The organism is Chromohalobacter sp. 296-RDG (assembly GCF_029889885.1).
In the GTDB taxonomy this organism is placed as follows: Bacteria; Pseudomonadota; Gammaproteobacteria; order Pseudomonadales; family Halomonadaceae; genus Chromohalobacter.
Genome location: NZ_JARANY010000054.1, coordinates 1 through 17,272 on the forward strand (window position 1 = coordinate 1; position 17,272 = coordinate 17,272).

Consider the following 17,272-nt stretch of genomic DNA (forward strand, 5'->3'; position numbering starts at 1 on the left):
GAAACTGACGATATCCTAGTTGTGCATCTTGCGGAAGACAGCATAAGCGTCGTGCTTGCTGCGCAAAGGCGCTGGTGGTGGCGGGACGAATGTTTTCCGGATGCGCCTGTAGATCGCGCTCCAGAAACGCCAGAAAGCTAGCCACCACAGGGTCTTGGCTGGGCTCATCATCGGCACGTGAGAGCACGACTTCTCCATTGGATCGAACCGTATAGTGAAGCCGGTCGCGACGCTTCAGATTCAGTGCGCGTCGAACCGATGCCGGCACGGTCGTCTGGTAGCGATCCGTGAGGGTGGAATCATCCTCAATGGCCGTGTTCATGACGGGCCTCCACTCGATGGCAATGCAAGGAGTGCGGAGAACCGGCAGCCAGTCGATCCGCTCGCGTGTTGGTCCATAGACAGGGCAGCGCAGGCGTCTCACCGGCATCTCCAGCACGACAAATCAGTAGCGGGGTCTCTTGGACACGCCGGTGGTGCACATCATGGATGAGGAAGCAGGCGTGATCGCAGCTGCTGCAGACCGGCGGGATTCGGTCATCGGGCTCCAACTGGAGCCACAGCGTTTGGGTATCCAGAAACTCATGGTGGGCGACGGTGAAGCCTTTCCAGAACAGGTCCCAGGCGCTAGCATTCATGGCGGCGGCGGTATCCAGGTGAGGGGCTGAGGTTTGTGGTGAACATCAGCTTATCCGGATTTACCGCCGTCTCTCTATCCTGTCTGTTTCACGCTAATCTGCGAAGAACCCGAAAATTTGGCGCAACAGCTATGCCCGAATTGCGCGGTGAGCCGTCATGAGGTCGACATCCCTTTCGATATACGCGAGCGGCTTGAGCGTGTCGGCATGCTTGAGCACGCGCGATTCCGGAAGCCCGATGGATGCTCGCGATGTGATTACCAGGGACCCGACATGAGATCATCTCGTGCGATTCAAGGCGGCAACGTTCTGTTGCTGCCCTCTATGCTTGTACTTCGGGGTGGAACTCTGGAATTCAAATAGCATCCGAATACGATCCTGCGACACAGGTGGGACTAGTCGAAGCTGGCATAGGGCTTGAGCACGTCGGGCGGCATCGCCAGATCGCCTTGCCAGGCACCGAAACTGTAGCGCAGCGACAGGTTGAAGCTATTGGGCGCGTAGTCCTCGGCCTGTTGCAAACCGACGGCGAGCCCGGCGATCCAGTGATCGGCGAGACGACGCTCGAGACGTCCACTCAGCGAGAAACCGAAACCGCCGCCGCTGCCGCCGCCAAGGGTGGCGCTGGCATCGGGCAATCCGGCCACCTCGGCGCCGCCCAGCGGGTAGCGTGCACTGTCGTCGCTGTCGGTACACGACTGCGAGACCGCCGCGTCGAGCTGCCATGACCAGTCGCCGGTGCGTTGGGTATAGCTCACCGGCAGCGACAGCGAGAAGTAGCGCTGCGGGCTGTAGTAGCCTCCTTGACCCAGCGAATAACCGCCGAGTTCGCGGCGGTAGTGCATTGCCAGGCTGCTGATGCCGACGCTGAGGCGGCGGTGCTCATTGTTGACCAATTTGTGGTAAACCCCGCCCATCAGTTGTACCCGGGTATTGTCGGGGACGTTCTTGCCGTCGAGATGGTGCACTCCGAGGTTAGACCACACGCCGTTGGGTCCGCCCTGGTCATAGCCCAGCCCCAGCGATGCGCCGGTGGCCCGGATGCCGCCCCAGGTCGTTCCGCTGCGCGGGTCCCTGGCACCGGCGAAGGCCAGCAGCGAATCGTCGAGCGCGCGCCGTGACATCGTGACGGTCAGCCACAGTGGCCCGGCATCCCCTGAATACTGCACACCGCCGGTCCAGTCCTCGACCGCGAAACCCAGCGGTGTCGTGCCGATGTCCATCCGCCAGGTCTCGTCGTACCAACCCAGGCCAATGCTGACGCCGTTGTCTTGCTGGTGTAAGTCACCAGTGCAGCCGACTACCGCACAGGTGCCGAAAGTCTCACGGGTCAGGCCATCGGCATCGCGCGTGAGGCGTCCGGCGTCGAGACTGACACGGTCGAGCCTCAGGAAGCCGCGTCCGCCGTTGATCGGCGTATTGACCTCGAACATGTCGGTCGTGGTCGTCAGCGACGAGACGCCGTCGGTGCCGCTGTCGTTGTCGACCTGTCGTGCTGCCCGGACTCGGGTGTCGAGCGACTGGTAAAGCGTTGCCGATTCACTGCGCAGGCTACCGGTCAACCAGTCGTCATCGGTTCGGCTGCGGGTGGCGCGGGTGAATTCAGCGTCGTCGGTGAGCGCTGCGGAGTCGGCGATGCCGGCGGCGACCATGCCGTGGCGATAGCGGCCCAGAGCCTTTTGAGGATGATCATCGGCACGTGCGATGCGCGCCGCGTCGCGCCAGGTCTGAGCATCTTCGGTGGCAGCCGGTTGCGCAAGTGTCGCGGCGACCAAGGCCTCGGCACGAGTCGTGTCTCCCATCTGCAGCCAAGTATTGGCGGCACGACGGCGGGCGGCTATGGCATCGGTCGGCAGTTCGAGGCGGCTGAGAAGCAGGCGAGCCCGGGTCTTATCACCACTGGCTAGAGTGGCCTCAGCGAGCCCCAGATGTGCCTGAAGGTTATCTGGCTCCAGCTTCAGAGCACGCTGATAGTGCCGTTCGGCGGCATCCGACTGGCCATCGGCCAATGCCCAGTCGCCGAGTTGTAGGCTGATCTCGGCGTTTGCCGGCTGGGCCTCGAGCAGGGCGCGCGCCGTTGCAGGGTCGCCATCGGCACGCAGTGACGAAGCCCGTGCCAGCAGTTGGCGGCGCTCGAGACGTGTGGCAAGTGCACGCATGTCAGCGTCGCGCTGGGCGGCGGGGATTTGCCCCAGGCTTTTGAGGGCAGCTTGGTCGCGGTCATCACTGGCAAGATACAGTGCCTGAGCATAGTGGCCCTGGGCGCGTGCTGCGGGATCGTCGAGGTCGCCGAGGCGTCTCAGCAGATCGGCGAGAGCGGCATCGGCCTGCGACGGGTGACCGGCCTGGAGCAGGGCCTGGGCCAGCGAGTAGGTCAGCCAGACGTCGGTGGGGGTCAACGCTCGGGCGGCAGTATAGCGTTCGGCGGCCTGGGGCCATTGCCCGGCATCGGCGAAGCGCTGGCCATCGGCGCTGAGCTGGGCGACGCGCAGTTGTCGGCGGGTGTCGGCGAGCGCGTGTTGCTGAGCAGAGGATAGCGTGGCGATGAAGTCGAGCGCGCGCTGCGGAGATCGCTCGGTATACAGCGCGGTCAGGCGTTCCAGTGCCCGGTTGTCGTCGCCGGAAATACGCCGTGCATGTTGGTAGGCCTGTTCAGCGGAGAGCGTGTCGCCACGGCGCCGAGCGACGTCGCCAAGCCCCAGCCAGGCATCGGGCGAGTCGGGCTGCAGACGTGCGGCCTGGCGGTAGTTCTGTTCGGCGTGTCGGAGGTGGCCGTCAGTCAGCGCTGAATCGCCGCGACGCACCTGCGTCCAGTACCGGGCGGTGTCGATCAGAGTCTGCCACTTGTCGCCGCTGAAGCCACTCTTGTCGTTGGCCCGGGCGCGCTGGAAAAGCGCCAGTGCCTGTTCGTGGCGGCCTTGGCGCAGGCGAATGATGCCCAGCGCACTAAGCAGTTCGGCGTCATCGGGATAGGCCTTCAGGGCGTGTTCTATATCGGCTTCACCGCTGACGCCTTGCGCCTCGGAGAAGTGCGCCAGGCCGCGTTGGCGGGCCTGATAGGCGGGGTTGGCGAGTAACTGGCGCTGATGTGACAGGGCTTGTCGCGCTTCGTCGGCATAGTCGGTGTCCCCGAAGACGTCAAGGAAGTGTCGCCAAGCGGTGACGCTGGCCTGAGTTGCCGGCCGGCCTCGCAGCGCATCCAGCCAGATGCGCGCACTCGTCTGGCGGGTGCCCGGCAGCCTGGCGAGTTGAGCCAACCGATCGAAGGCGGCCTCGTCGCGTCCTGCGTCGAGCTGCAACTGGGCCAGGGCAAACCCTAGCTCGGGACTTTGGGGGTAGCGCTTGTCGAGCGCATCGAGCTGATGAATCGCGCGTGACTGGCCATCGGGTAGTCGGGCGACGAGCTGCCAGTATTCCAGCGCCAGGGGCAGCGTCGGCAGGCCATCGGCGAACAGCTTGTCGTAGCTCTTCTTGGCCTTTTCGAGATGCCCGGTGGTGGCCAGCAGCCGGGCTTGGCTCAGGGTCTGGCGCTTTTCTGGTTGGGTCAGCGATAAATTGAGCCGCGCCAAGCGGTACGCACGACTGTCGGGCGCCAGTTCGGCGAGTCGCTGAACGAGTTGAGTGGCGCGCTGGTGGTCACCGTCGCGCAGTGCGCGGCGTACCCGGGCTTCGAGCACCTTGGGGCTGTCGGGGGCGATGGCCTCTAACTTGTCGAGCGCCTCGTCGACCAGCGACTCGTCCTGGCGAGCCTCGCCGAGGCGTACTCGCTGCAGCAACCCGTCGCGCGGCGAGACGGCCTGGCGGACGTCAGGTCGCGACGTTGTTGTCTGCTCGGGCGCCGAGGCGGCGAATGATGGTGGTGCCACGCTGGCCAGCAACACGCAGACGGACAGCAAGCCGAAGTGACGTGTCAGGTTCATGGCGACTCCCATGCCGGCTCCAAACGGCCATCTGCGGCAAACCGATAACGCCCCTCGTCCCAGCCGCGACCGAACAGCATCAGAGTTTGCGAGTAATAGGCGTTGGTTGCCGGCGGGTCGGCAGCCAGGCGCTGACGCTGTGCCTCGGCCAGTGGCGCCTCAGCGTTCGACGAGGCCACCAGGAACGGGAGCAGAGCGGCCGAGAAGCCCACGTTGCCGTGTCCCGCTGCCTCGCCGCTCAGGGCATCGACCCGCTCGGGAACACCGTGGCGGCGGACGATTTCACGCATCGGCGCGAAATGCTTCAGCAAAGCTTGGCGCCGATCGGCGCCGTCGGCGAGCATGCCCAACCACAGGTAGACGCGGATCGCGTCGTAGTCGCCCTGGCTGCCGTGCTTGGGGTCGGGATTCCAGGCGCTGCCGGGGGACCACTGTGTCCAGTCGGGGGCCAGACCCAGGGGGGAACTGTTGATCAACAGTCGTGGCGCATTAGCCGCCACCTCGGGCCAGGGGGCGCCCAGCTCGCTCAGGCGTGTCAGCAGCTGTGGCGGCAGGTAGCTGGGATTGATGCGCCATGCATCGTCGGCGACGAAGCCCTCTCGACCGGGTAGTAGCAGTTTGCCGAAACCGGGCAATGTGGTTACCTCGGCGTCGGCGATGCGTGCAGCCAGGCGGATACCGAGTACGCGATAGTCGCGACGCTGCCACAACCTACCGGCCTCGAGCAGCGTATAGGCAAGCCACAGATCGGCATCTGCGGCGCTGTTGGCGTCGAGCACGTTCCAGTCGCCATTTTCCCGGCGCCCCCACAGCCAGCTCGGCAGGATGACTCCGAGATCGCCCTTAGCCAGGTTGTTCTGGGTCCAGTCAAGCAGCTGCTGGAAGGTGTCTCGGTCGTCGGCGACCAAGGAGAAGAACAGTGCGTAGCTTTGGCCCTCGGAGGTGGTGATGTGGCGTGGGTCGGAGCGGTCGATGACGCGCCCATTGTCGCTGATCAGGGTGTCACGAAAACGTTCCCAGGCCGGCCATTGGACGTCGTCCGCGACGGCGACATCCGTGAACAGAACCAGTCCTAGAAGAAGTCCGGAAAACAGCATGCTCACTCCTCGTCGTCGCGTAGCCGCCGTGCGCTGAGTCGACGCAGGATCCGCCACAGCAGGAAAGCGACGATTAGTACCGCGAGTCCGGCGGTGGCGGCTATTAGCCAAGGGTGCCGCGAGAGCTGGTAGCGCAGCCAGGTGGTCCATGGCAAGTGGCCGACATAATAGCGCTCGCCGACAGCGTTGCTGGTAATGCCACTGTCGCGAATTACTGCCACCGAACCACTGATCTGGTCGAGCGCCGACGGCTTGGTCAAGGTGCGGTTGAGTAGCCGCTGCCCGGCGGGCTTGGCAGCGAGAAGGGCGACCACGCTGCGCTGGTCGTAGAACGGTGACTGCATCTCGAGCAAGGCGGCAAGCGGCCCATGGGCACTGACCGCCACCTGGCGATCAGCGGGAACGGCGCTGTCATCGAGTTTATCGTGTTGCGCCTTGATCTCGGCGTCGCGACTGGCCAAGCGCAGGCGACTGTTGGCTTCCGGCCCCAGCGCCATCACCGGCTGGCGCTTTTTCAGCGACTCGGGTAGCGAACCGAAGGCGAGGATATCGGCATCGACCTCACTAGCCTGCTGCCAGTCGTCGGTCAGCCGCATGGCGACACCGGGGTAGCCGGTCTGTGCGCCGATGCGGCCGAGCGTGTCGAATAGAGAGGAGAACTGTTCGGCGGACGGTGAAGGCGGCATCACCACCAATGTCTGGGACAGGTCGGCGAGCCGGCTGAAGGGGAAGCTTGCCGTGGCGAAGGTGCTTAGCGCAGGCATCTTCAGATAGTGCGAGTAACCCGAGAAATCGAGGGTCGAGGACTTATCGATGGTGGCACGATTGGGCACCCGGTTGATGGTGATGCACTTGTTGGATTCGCCGTCACCGACGCGGTTGGTGTAGTTGAAGGCGAAGCTCAGGCGATTGATGGCGCCCAGTCGCAGTGCCGGAATGGCGACCTTGCTGTCGCTGCCAAGCCAGTTCTGAAGGATCGGCACCTCGAGGCCGTCCGGGTTGCCGCTGCCCTCCTGGCTGAGCGGGAACGAGCGTAGGAACCCGCCGTTGATAGAAACGTCGAGCCGTGACCCCTTCTCGGTGGCTGGTGGCGTGTAGCGGTAGCCGAGTTCGAGATCGACCAGGTCGCCCTCCCAGACGAACAGATCGGGCGGTATGCGCAGAGTGGTCTCTATCGGATCCAGTTTCTCGCCTTCGACCTGTAGTTGATCGGGATATTCGACCAGTTCATCGAAGCTCACTGGACGGTTGGTGGGCACCCATTTCGGGGCGTCGTAGGGCTGGCGCGGCTTGAGCGGGTCGATCTCGTCGATCTGGGCGCTCTGGCCGCGCAGCAGCACGTCTCCCAGCGCCAGAGCGCGGGCCGCCTTGACCAGATCGTCGTCGTTGCGGCCGAGGATCAGTAGCAGCTTGGCGTAGGGGGTCTCGGGGTGACTGATGACCTCGATGGTCGGGCCGTCGACCGGCGGATAGTCGGCGAGAAAATTCGGCCGAGCATCATTGGTAGCCAGCACCACGGCATGCTGACGCGGCGGCAGCTCGAAGGTCACCGGGAAATGCTGGCCGCGCCAGTCGGCAAGGCTGCCGAACCACGAGGCAACGATGCCGCCGGCGCGCTGCATGGCGAGGTCGGGAGACTCGGGCAGCACGAACGGCAGATCCAGGGCATTGTCGTCGCGCGCATCGAAAAACGGCTTGGGCAGGCGCTCCAGCGAGTTGGCCAACGGCAGCGCCTGTTCGGTGAGTTCGAGGTGGCTGGTATCGCCAATGTCCAGCCAGATGCTGGTGTGCACCGGGTTCTCGCAGATGTTCTTGTAATGGCCGACCAGCGACAGGCGCAGGCGGTTATAGTCTCGAATCAGTCGCGAGTCGAGCGATACTCGGGCATGCTGCGGCTTGCCATTGTCGGGCTCGATGCTGACTACACCGACCACGTCGTCGTTGAGGTAGACCTTGAGCTGGGAAACGTCGTCGAGCAAGGCCGGCGACGGCGTATAGTGCAGGTCAAGTACGGCACGAGTGACCAATCGATCGCTGCGTACACCGAAGTCGATGCGCTGCGTTGCCTCCAGGCCGGTCAACTCGATCGGGCCTTGGGTCAACTGGGACAGTGGTAGGTTGCGGTGCGTGATCGGCGGCTCAACGTCGTCGGACGTCGTCGTGGCAGTCGCCGCAACGCTTGCCTGAATCCAGCCGGTCAGCATGATCAATAGTGGTAACGATACAAGCCAACGTATGCTCATCTAAACGCGATCCTTTATCAGTTGATAATGCTCAGGCCTGCCGTATCTCGCGGCGCGGCACGAACGAGCCCAGCCAGGTAAGTGGCGCGCGCAGCCTCAGTGGGGCGTGCAGCAACAGACGCCGGTAGCCTTCCATGCCGAGCGAGAGGATGTCGGTGAAGCTCTGCATGGGGCGATCCTCGGGAACACTGTCCCGCCACAGCGTCCAAGTATCGGCCCGGGCGAAGGTGGACTGGATATAGTCGAGGTGTTCGGGGAACGACATTGTTTCCAGTTCAAGGCCGGTGCGAGCACCATTGACGTTGATCACGCGAGCCTCGAATGCCTGTTCGCGAGTCCCGCGAGACAGCAGCAATGACACTTTTTGGCCGATGGTCAGCAGCCCGGCGCAGGGCAGGCTCAGGCCGACCCCGCCCTCGGCGTAGTCGTGCAGGGTGCAAGGATAGGTGTGGCCATCGGCGAGCTCGAGAGCTGCGGGTAGGGCCACCTCGACGCGATGGCGGCGACGTACCTGCCGCGCCTCGGCGGCCACGGCCACGGCGCCGCCGAGAATGATCAGGTTGTAGAGCGTCCAGGCCAGACTGACCAGCACGGTGGGTAACTCGTCGAATGGGCCCGTGTAGAGACGCCAGGCGGCGGCCACCACCCCGGTCACATTGAGGGTGATGAGCAGCAGATAAGGGCGCGATATGGTCCAATCGAAGTAGTTCTCGCCGATCAGCCCGCCCTTGGCCGTAACGTTGAACTTGCCCTTGCGTGGATTGAGCAGTGCCGCTGTTGTTGGACGGGCAATGTACCAGGCGAGTACCGCCTCGTAGACTTCATTCCAAAAGCTGTGTCGATAGCGGCCCTGGATGCGTGAGTTGGTGATGCCGGAGTGCAGCATGTGCGGGACCACGTAGAGCAGGATGGCCACCGCCGGCGCGTAGATGATGTAGGCGTGTAGCAGTAGAAAGGCCAGCGGTGCCGTGAGGAAGATCAATCGAGGCACGCCGGCCAGGAAGTGCAGCATGGCATTGAGATAGCAAAACCGCTGGGCCAGGTTCAGACCGGGTCCTGTGAGCGGGTTGTCGAGACGGAAAATCTGGGCCATGCCGCGCGCCCAGCGAATGCGCTGACCGATGTGTGCCGATAGGCTCTCGGTGGCCAGGCCCGCCGCCTGGGGCAGGCGCAGATAGGCTGAGGTAAAACCATGCCGGTGCAGACGCAGCGATGTGTGAGCGTCCTCGGTAACAGTATCCACGGCGAAGCCGCCGATCGCCTCGAGCGCCGTGCGGCGCAGCACGGCGCACGAACCGCAGAAGAAGCTGGCGTTCCACAGATCGTTGCCGTCCTGTATCAGGCCATAGAACAGCGTGTTCTCGTTGGGCATGCGCCGAAAGCGGTCCAGGTTGCGTTCGAAGGGGTCGGGCGAAAAGAAGTGGTGTGGGGTCTGGATCAGGCCCAGCCGAGGGTCCTTGAGCAACCAGCCCACGGTCATCTGTAGGAACGAGCGCTGAGGGACGTGGTCGCAGTCGAAGATCGCCACGCACTCGGCGTCGGTGACGGTCAGCGCATGGTTCAGGTTGCCTGCCTTGGCGTGACGATTGTCGTCGCGGGTAATGTAGCCGATGCCCACCGACTCGGCGAATTGCCGGAATGCCGGGCGGCGACCGTCGTCGAGCAGGTGGACGCGTAGCTTGTCGTGCGGCCAGTCGATACCCAGCGCGGCCAGCACCGTGGGTCGCACCACGCCCAGCGATTCGTCGTAAGTGGGAATCATCAGATCGACGGTCGGCCATCGTGACAGGTCGTCGGGCAGCGGGGCTGGTGATCGATTGAGCGGCCAGATCGTCTGCACATAGCCGAGCAGCAAGGTCAGCCAGGTATAAGTCTCGGCGCAGAGCAGCAACAGGCCACAGGTGACGTCGAGTGGATCGTTCCAATTGAGTGTCGAAGTATAGCGCCACCACAGGTAACGGCACGATACCGTCACCGAGAGCACAATCAGGGTCAGCGTCGTCAGGCGTCCCGGAACGCGCTGTATCAGCAGGGCGATACCTGCCAGCAACGCCGCAAAAATCGCTTGGGCGCCCAGCGTAAAGGGTTGGGTAATGACCAGTGCCATCATCAGACCGGCCAGCGAGCCCATGGTCCATAATGGCCAAGTGGCGTGAATGGTGGCCGGAATAGGGTCGCGTGATCTGATATCGACGCGCTGCGTCAGGCTGGCGAGGCGTCGTCGCCAGGCGGACAGGGCTGGTAGCGCATGTCGGCGGCGCGTCTCGGCGTATTGCGGCGTGGCGTCATGCTTTTGGGGGGTTGGGCGTCTGTTTGAGCTTTGACGTCGCGGATGCAGCAGTATCAGCCACAGGGTCTGGATCAGATAGCGCAGTGGGTCAGCGATACCCGGACGACGCCGCTGAAGATGACGCAAGGTCGGTGCCAGGCGCAGCAGTAGCCGTTGCCAGGCCGGCCCTTCAAAACGCAACAGCGCCCAGCCCAGCAACCACAGCGTACAGTAGAGCAGGGCGGTAACCGGCCCGGCGCGCCGGCGTTGACGCAAGTCGTGATAATGGTGACGCAGTCCGTCGAGAGCTAGCGGCTTGAGCAGCAGACTCATCCCATCGCTCCGCGTGCCAGCAGCCAGGCGGCCAGGCGCTGTACGTCACGCGCCGCCAGACTGTCGCTGCGGTGACCGACCACGCTGCGCTTGTGGGCCAGCGCTTCGAACATCGCTTCATCCTGGTGGATCGTGCAGGGTACTAGCCAGTCGGCATATTGATGCTGCCAAGCCGCCAGCAAGTCGTTCTGCAACAAGCTGCGCGGCGTGAAACGGTTGACCAGCAAGTACTCATTGTCGTCCGGCTCACGACTGGCGAGCAGGGCATGGCAAGCGGCGTCGCAGTGGGTCACGGTCAGCCAGGTTGGAGCCAGACGGCGCATCTCTTGCTGATGCACCGAACAGGCGGACGGTACATCGACCAGTACCCAGTCGTAACGATGCGGGTCCAGCTCGGCCAACCGATGGCCCCAGAGCGAGAATGTTCCCAGCCGGTCACGTTCCCGGGCTTCGATGACTTCCGCGCCTTGCCCATAGGGCAAAAACGTCAGACGTTCACCGAGGGCAAAGGCCATCTCGTGCCAGACAGCTCCCGCCGCCTCGGCGGTCGCCCAGCCGTTGTTGTTTCGCCATGGGTGGTTGAAGTGCAGGCGCAACTGATTGCGTGGATCGAGATCGATGCACAATACGTTAAGCCCCGCCTGGGTGAGCGCTTCGGCCAGCGCGGCGAGCAGGGAAGTGGACCCCGTGCCGCCGCGCAGCCCCTGCAGGGCAAGCACGTTCACGCGTCGATCTCCGAGCCGGCGTTGGCCAGCTCGCTCAACAGCGGCCAACGCTCGAGGTTAGTGGCGAGACGTTCCTGCTGATGAATGTTGCGATAGGGAAAGTCGCCGAGTCCGGCATTGTCGATCAGGGTGCGGACATCATCGTCGTGTGCGGGAGCAGTAACGAGATGACGAGTGGAAGTGTGATCTGGAATCGACATTTGACTGCAGCTATTCCTGTGGCCAAGAGGTATGTGTTGGGCACATCGACCTGTTTTTGAAGTACGTTATTGGCAGTATAGTGACTGTTAGATACTGTCTTTTTACATAAATTCATCATATTGTCACCATTTTGCCAAGGAATGTTGCGCTGATGAAGTGCGAGGGGATGCAATGACGCCGCCGACTGACCGGCGACGCCACTTCTCATTGGATGTCGCGGGGCTGTGCTCGGAACTTTCGGTACTTCGCTGTCCGGGGCAGTACGTGCTGCTCGCCGATCGCGAAACCCATCTACAGCGTTTGGCCGCAGGACTATTGGCCGGCCTCGAGGCCGACGACCGGGCCGACTGGATCGTTATGGGAGACGATGGACGGCAGCCCCCAGGCCTGGAAGATCCGGCACGCGGTCCGGGCCGGCTGACGCTGTGGTCGCTCTCCGACAGCGCGCCGCGCGTTGCTCTGACTAGCCTGTCTGACGAGTTGGATCGCCGCTGGCGGCGTCGTCATGGCCCGCGGCTGGTTATGGTCAAGTTGCCGGCGAGCGCTCTCGCGTCGCTACAGGAGGCGCCGCTGGCAGCGTGGCTGCAGCGTTGGCAGAGCTGGTGCCGCAAACGCGAGGTCTGCCTGGTGCTGCTCGTGCATGGGTTGCGTAGCCTGGCCCTGCGTGGCCGCCTGCAGCCGCATAACGACGTACTCGATGGCTTGGCGCATCTCCAGCCTGTGGGCGAGACGGCGCGTTACCTGGTGGTGCACTGGCGCAGCGACCTGCGTGCCTGCGGTGGCCAAGATATGAGTCTGGCGGCGCAGGGTATTGGTTGGCGGCTGCTACAGGTGGCCAGGCATGAGACCGTCGGTGGCGGCGATGAACATATCTACTTCGTGCAGCGAGCGGCGCTTGAGGAGGCCACATTGCCTAGCGAGCACTGGCAGGCCTTCGACGATCCGCACGAGGTGGTCGCGCGGGCGGTCGACGCCCAGGCGGCGACGGTGATCCTGGCACTGGAGCGTGCCGGGCAGGTCGAAATGGTGGCGAGCCAGATGCATCGCCTACGCCTGCAACGCGGCGGCACCATCAAGTTGGTGGTTCGCGAGATGGTCCCTTGCCTGCGCTATCGCGACGAGCGTCTATTGGCCCTCAGCGGCGTCAATCTGGTGGTCGGCCACAACATATCGTTCGCACGTTTCCTGAGCCGTATCGACGGTATCCAGGGGCAGCGCTTCGTGCGGGCTATCGATCACGATTTTACTGCGGTGCTCGCCGCGCTTCGGCCGTTGCCGACTGGCGGCGTGGTTTCGCCGGCTGTGTTCGTCGAGCAGATCGAGGATTGGCTGGCGGGGGACTCGGCCGAGTCGGTGTCGAGTCTGTTGGTAGTATTACGGCCGGCCGGTGGCTTGTCCGCGACTCAGGCACTGGCCCAGTGCCGACTCACGCGACAGGGTGACATGGTCACGCTCATCGAGTCTCGCTTATATCTGTTCCTGTTCGGCTGCCGTCTGACTGATCTCGACATTGCCCTGACGCGGCTGTTCGGAGTCGCCGACAGTGCATTGTTCTCCAGTCGTCAGGTCTTCGACCAGCGAGAGACCATAGCTCTGGAACAACGTCAGATGGTCGACCAGGGCTGGGACTCGCAGACTCAGGCGCCTGCCGAACTGAATGACAAAGCACACCCGGTTTCCGACCAGACTCTGTCGGGAGCAGCGCCGTTGGCACCACGTGCAGTGTCGCTGGCATTGATATCACAGGCTGAGGGCGCGACATGAACCAGGACATGGCATTACTGCTCGGATTGGTGGGCCTACTCGCGGGGCTGCTTGCGGGACTGGGAGGGCGATCGATATGGCATTGGGGGCGGCGCATCCTCAATCGGCGGCCGCGTTATCTGGTTCGTCTCGGCGTGCGTCGGCGCCGGACGGTGGACAAGGATGTATCTGACTAATGAGTCGCATCGAAACCTCGTTGCTCGAGGCTCCGGGACGTGTTAGTGCATGGCGCGGCTTGGGGGCGTGGAATCTGTATTTCATCATCAAGCTGGTGCTCTACTGGCGCGGAGCGATCGGATTCGACGTGCTGGCGAACCTGGTGTTTGCCGCTTTTCTGTTGATGCCACTGCCGCCGCTGTGGCTGCATCGATTGCGTCATGTCGTCGCTATTCCCATCAGCGTGGCGCTGTTCTATTACGATACCTGGCTGCCGCCCTTCGAGCGGCTGCTGGCGCAGTCCTCGCAGGTGGCGGCGCTAAGTACCGATTACCTACTGGACCTGGCCGAGCGAGTGATCGACTGGCAGTGGATTGGCGTGTTCTTCGTTCTCGCCGTGGGCTATGGCTTCATTGCCCCTTGGGTACGAGTCACGGTGCCGGTGGTGATCGCGCTGATCTGGTTGGCCGTGGCACCTTTGTTACCGTCCGTCGTCATCTCTTCGCCGCGGCCGGCGACGACCACGACGCCAAGCGTCGCCGAGAGCGGCGCGGCCAAGGTTGCCAGTAAGCCGGTAGCAACGCCGGCACCCATCGAGGAGAACAGCGACGAGGCGCTCGATAGCAAGCTCACTGCCTTCTATGACAGTGAGCGCAAGCGCCAGACTACCTTTTCGCCGCGCCCCGCAGGCGCAGCCCCCTTCGACCTGCTGGTCATCAATATCTGTTCGCTGTCCTGGGACGACATGACCGAAGTGGGGCTGACGGATCATCCCCTTTTCGACTACCTCGACGCGATCTTCGACAACTTCAACTCGGCAACCTCATATAGCGGCCCCGCAGGTATTCGGTTTCTCCAAGCCAGTTGTGGGCAACGCCCTCACAAGGCGATCTATGGCGAAGTGCCGGCCCAGTGTCACCTGTTCGAGAATCTCGCCAGACTTGGGTTCGGCGAAAAGCTGATGCTCAACCACGACGGCAGTTTCGACAATTACCTCGACGAGCTGCAGCAGGAAGGCAATCTCGACGTGCCCAAGATGTCTCAGGCCGGTTTACAGCCGGTGCTGAAGGCCTTCGACGATTCGCCAATCTATTCCGACAGCGACGTGCTCGCGCGATGGGCGGAGCGGGACGCCGCCGATACGCCGAGTGCGACCTTCTACAACACCATTACGCTGCATGACGGTAATCGCTACACCGGCCAGCGCAGTGCTGCCGATTACAAGCCGCGTTTAGAAGCGCTTTTCGACCAGGTGCTGACCTTCCTCAAGCAACTCGACCGGCAGGGCCGTCACGTTGCGGTGCTGGTTCAGGCGGCACATGGTGCGGCGTTGCGGGGCGACAAGATGCAGTTCTCCGGTATGCGTGAGATTCCCAGCCCATCCATCACCCATGTTCCGGTAGGGTTGAAACTGACCGGCATGGCTCAGTCCCACGAAGGTTCACCGCTGCATGTCAGCGAGCCGACCAGCTATCTTGCGGTCTCCGAACTGGTCTCACGATTGGTGGCAGACGATATTTTCAACGCCCGCGAGGTCGATTGGCAGGGGCTGTTCGACGACCTACCGACCACCCAGCCGATCTCCGAAAACGAGGGGGTGGTAGTGATGCCTTATCAGGACGTGCCCTATGTGCGTCTCAAGGGTGATGGTTGGATGCCCTACCCGCAATGAGTGGGGTGTGGGCCAGCCGACAATCTGGGTAAGCGGGCTCGAGCGCGCGTGCGCGAGCTGGTCGAACAGAATCACTCGGGACCTGACACGTATGCGAGGAAAACAACGTCGCGCAAAGGGGAGCGAGGGGCGCGGGGTTTGCTCGCTGGAGCCGCTGGGATACGCTTGTCGCCCACCACTAAATAATGACATGGACCTGGCGATACGTGATGCGAAGATGGCCAAATCGCACGAGACGATTATGCAAGGCATTGCTACCCAAAACACTGTTGGGGCGTTTGGTCCTCGGTATCGGCGTGGGCTGGAGTGTGTTGGTCATCGCCATCCTGTGGGTGTCGCTGCGTGGCGGTAGCGGTCTCGCCGAGGAGATCAATCGGGCGCACCTGAATTACGAAGCCTCGCTGATCGCGCGCGATATTCAGCAATCCATTTCGTTGCGACTCGATACGCTTAAAACCATTGCTTCCTCGCAAGCGGGGGCTTTGCAGGGCGATGTACCGCTGACCGAAGATAGCGACGACGACGTGCAGGCGCGCTTGAGCGACCACACGGCGCTGCTGGAGCTGTTCGATTCGGCATTCGTCGTCGATGCCGAGGGAGATGTCATGGGCTTCACGCCGTCGCTGCCGGGCGCCGTGGGCCTGAATGTGGCTGACCGTGAGTATTTTCGCTTCGTTCGCGAAGAAGGGCGCCCCTTCTTGGGTCGCCCGATCATCAGTAAACTTTATGATAGTCGACCGCTGGTGGTGATGGGGGTGCCGCTGACGGATGCGCAGGGCCGTTTCGAAGGCATGCTGGGCGGCGTGGTCAATCTGCGTGACGGGCGCTTCTTCCTCGATCTGCGCAGCCTGCGCATCGGAAAGCAGGGCTATGCGGTGTTGATGACCAGTGATGGCACGGTGCTCAGCCATCCCGATAGTTCCCTGATCATGCAGCATGTCCCTGCCACGCTGGAGAGTCCCGTACTCGATCAGGCACTGGATGGCTGGCAGGGCACCGGTACCGGTCGTCTCAATGACGGCGAACCGGCGTTGATGAGTTATCACCAGGTCTGGGAACCGGACTGGGTGGTGGGTGTCTTTCTGCCGCGAAGTCAAACACGCCAACCGATCATCGATTATGTGCGTCGCCAGTGGTGGGTGGCGGTGATCGTGGTGCTGTCGATGCTGCCCATGTTGTGGTGGCTGTTGCGCCTGGAGCTTTCACCGCTACGGCACCTGGCGCGTCAGATCGCGCAGGTGGGGCAAGGGGATATCCCGCGTATTTCCCTGGATACTTCGTTGGAAGAGTTGCAGCGCATCGCGCAGACCTTCAATAGCGTGGAGTATGAGCGCAATCGCGAGCGCGCGGAGCGACGCAGCCGCCAGGCCTATCTCGATGCGGTGTTGAGTTCGTCGCCATTGCCGATGTTCCTGGCCGATCTCGAGGGCCGAATCCGCTACGTCAACCCGGCTCTGGAAACCTTGACGGGGTTGTCAGCGGCGTCGTTCAAGCATCGCGCCTGGTTGCGTCGTCTGCATCCCGAGGATCGCCCAGTGCTGTTTGCGTTGTGGCGCGATGCAATAAACGGCGGCCATGGACTGTATCGTCAGTTGCGCTTTGAGTGTGGCGATGCGGGCATGATGTGGCTGGAGCTTTATACCAGCCAGGTGATGAACGGCGAGCAACCGCAAGGTGTGGTGGGCTTCGTCAAGGACATTACGCATCTTCGCGCACAGCAGAAACGCCAGCTCTGGGAAGCCGAGCACGATCCGCTGACCAGGCTTCTCAATCGGCGCGGTTTCGAGCGACGCCTCGAAGAGACTTTCCAGCATTTCCGCGAACATGGCGAAACGGCATCGTTGATTCTCTTCGATCTGGATAGCTTCAAACCGATCAACGACGAAGGCGGTCATGCCCTGGGCGATGAAATGCTGCGTGCGATTGCTCGCTGTCTGGAAGGGTGCGTGCGCCGCGACGACCACCTTGCGCGCCTGGGCGGCGATGAATTCGCCATCCTGTTACCCGGCTGCGGCAACCCACAAGCCATACGCATCGCCGAGGAGGTGCGGCATGCAGTGAGCGAGTTGTGGGTGCGGTGCAAGGACAAGCGTTACGGTGTCACCGCGAGTCTGGGGATTTCATGCCTGGGCGTCGATGACGCCGATGCGCAGGCGATGGTGAAACGCGCCGATGCCGCGAGTTATGACGCCAAGGCTCAGGGCAAGAACCGCATGATGAACGACGCGCGTTGTCTATGACGCCGCGCCTCATA

12 protein-coding genes are annotated in these 17,272 nt (G+C 62.9%); 4 read left to right on the top strand and 8 right to left on the bottom strand.

What is annotated here, in order from left to right; translation table 11 throughout:
- The 8 genes from OP495_RS14090 to bcsR form a co-directional block, all read right to left on the bottom strand.
- The coding region (locus tag OP495_RS14090; protein WP_280570158.1) for a type II toxin-antitoxin system PrlF family antitoxin at positions 1–322 on the bottom strand (322 nt) is incomplete at its 3' end.
- A complete protein-coding gene (locus OP495_RS14095; protein ID WP_280570161.1) occupies positions 306–638 on the bottom strand; it encodes a hypothetical protein in 333 nt (110 codons plus the stop codon). The genes OP495_RS14095 and OP495_RS14090, both read right to left, overlap by 17 nt.
- Positions 639–1,033: 395 nt before the next feature.
- Positions 1,034–4,558 carry a cellulose synthase complex outer membrane protein BcsC gene (gene bcsC, locus OP495_RS14100; protein ID WP_280563535.1) on the bottom strand — a complete coding sequence of 1,175 codons (3,525 nt, stop codon included), beginning with the start codon at positions 4,556–4,558 and terminating at the stop codon, positions 1,034–1,036.
- Entirely contained in the window at positions 4,555–5,655 is a 1,101-nt protein-coding gene (gene bcsZ / locus OP495_RS14105; RefSeq protein WP_280563534.1) for a cellulose synthase complex periplasmic endoglucanase BcsZ, read from the bottom strand. The genes bcsC and bcsZ overlap by 4 nt, the downstream gene beginning before the upstream one ends.
- 2 nt (positions 5,656–5,657) lie before the next feature.
- Positions 5,658–7,898, bottom strand: a complete 2,241-nt coding sequence (gene bcsB / locus OP495_RS14110) for a cellulose biosynthesis cyclic di-GMP-binding regulatory protein BcsB (RefSeq protein ID WP_280563533.1) — start codon at positions 7,896–7,898, stop codon at positions 5,658–5,660.
- Between the two features lie 31 nt (positions 7,899–7,929).
- Positions 7,930–10,500: a UDP-forming cellulose synthase catalytic subunit gene (gene bcsA / locus OP495_RS14115; RefSeq protein WP_280563532.1), complete on the bottom strand. Its 2,571-nt coding sequence runs from the start codon at positions 10,498–10,500 to the stop codon at positions 7,930–7,932.
- The gene (gene bcsQ, locus OP495_RS14120) at positions 10,497–11,225 is read right to left on the bottom strand and encodes a cellulose biosynthesis protein BcsQ (RefSeq protein WP_280563531.1); all 729 of its coding nucleotides are present in this window, start codon (positions 11,223–11,225) and stop codon (positions 10,497–10,499) included. The genes bcsA and bcsQ overlap by 4 nt, the downstream gene beginning before the upstream one ends.
- The gene (gene bcsR, locus OP495_RS14125; protein WP_280563530.1) at positions 11,222–11,425 is read right to left on the bottom strand and encodes a cellulose biosynthesis protein BcsR; all 204 of its coding nucleotides are present in this window, start codon (positions 11,423–11,425) and stop codon (positions 11,222–11,224) included. Before bcsR ends, bcsQ begins: the two co-directional genes overlap by 4 nt.
- Positions 11,426–11,597: 172 nt before the next feature.
- Here bcsR and bcsE point away from each other — a divergent pair, with 172 nt between their 5' ends.
- The 4 genes from bcsE (at position 11,598) to OP495_RS14145 (ending at position 17,258) form a co-directional block, all read left to right on the top strand.
- The gene (bcsE, locus tag OP495_RS14130; RefSeq protein ID WP_280563529.1) at positions 11,598–13,190 is read left to right on the top strand and encodes a cellulose biosynthesis protein BcsE; all 1,593 of its coding nucleotides are present in this window, start codon (positions 11,598–11,600) and stop codon (positions 13,188–13,190) included.
- Positions 13,191–13,198: 8 nt separating this feature from the next.
- Entirely contained in the window at positions 13,199–13,366 is a 168-nt protein-coding gene (locus OP495_RS14135) for a hypothetical protein (protein ID WP_280563528.1), read from the top strand.
- The gene (bcsG, locus tag OP495_RS14140; RefSeq protein WP_280563527.1) at positions 13,366–15,018 is read left to right on the top strand and encodes a cellulose biosynthesis protein BcsG; all 1,653 of its coding nucleotides are present in this window, start codon (positions 13,366–13,368) and stop codon (positions 15,016–15,018) included. Before OP495_RS14135 ends, bcsG begins: the two co-directional genes overlap by 1 nt.
- 251 nt (positions 15,019–15,269) lie before the next feature.
- Positions 15,270–17,258 carry a diguanylate cyclase gene (locus OP495_RS14145; protein WP_280570164.1) on the top strand — a complete coding sequence of 663 codons (1,989 nt, stop codon included), beginning with the start codon at positions 15,270–15,272 and terminating at the stop codon, positions 17,256–17,258.
- Positions 17,259–17,272: the final 14 nt, after the last annotated feature.

Coding starts and splice junctions, on each gene's coding strand:
- OP495_RS14095 (WP_280570161.1), bottom strand. CDS start 638: ATGAATGCTAGCGCCTGGGACCTGTTCTGGAAAGGCTTCACCGTCGCC.
- bcsC (WP_280563535.1), bottom strand. CDS start 4,558: ATGAACCTGACACGTCACTTCGGCTTGCTGTCCGTCTGCGTGTTGCTG.
- bcsZ (WP_280563534.1), bottom strand. CDS start 5,655: ATGCTGTTTTCCGGACTTCTTCTAGGACTGGTTCTGTTCACGGATGTC.
- bcsB (WP_280563533.1), bottom strand. CDS start 7,898: ATGAGCATACGTTGGCTTGTATCGTTACCACTATTGATCATGCTGACC.
- bcsA (WP_280563532.1), bottom strand. CDS start 10,500: ATGAGTCTGCTGCTCAAGCCGCTAGCTCTCGACGGACTGCGTCACCAT.
- bcsR (WP_280563530.1), bottom strand. CDS start 11,425: ATGTCGATTCCAGATCACACTTCCACTCGTCATCTCGTTACTGCTCCC.
- bcsE (WP_280563529.1), top strand. CDS start 11,598: ATGACGCCGCCGACTGACCGGCGACGCCACTTCTCATTGGATGTCGCG.
- OP495_RS14135 (WP_280563528.1), top strand. CDS start 13,199: ATGGCATTACTGCTCGGATTGGTGGGCCTACTCGCGGGGCTGCTTGCG.
- bcsG (WP_280563527.1), top strand. CDS start 13,366: ATGAGTCGCATCGAAACCTCGTTGCTCGAGGCTCCGGGACGTGTTAGT.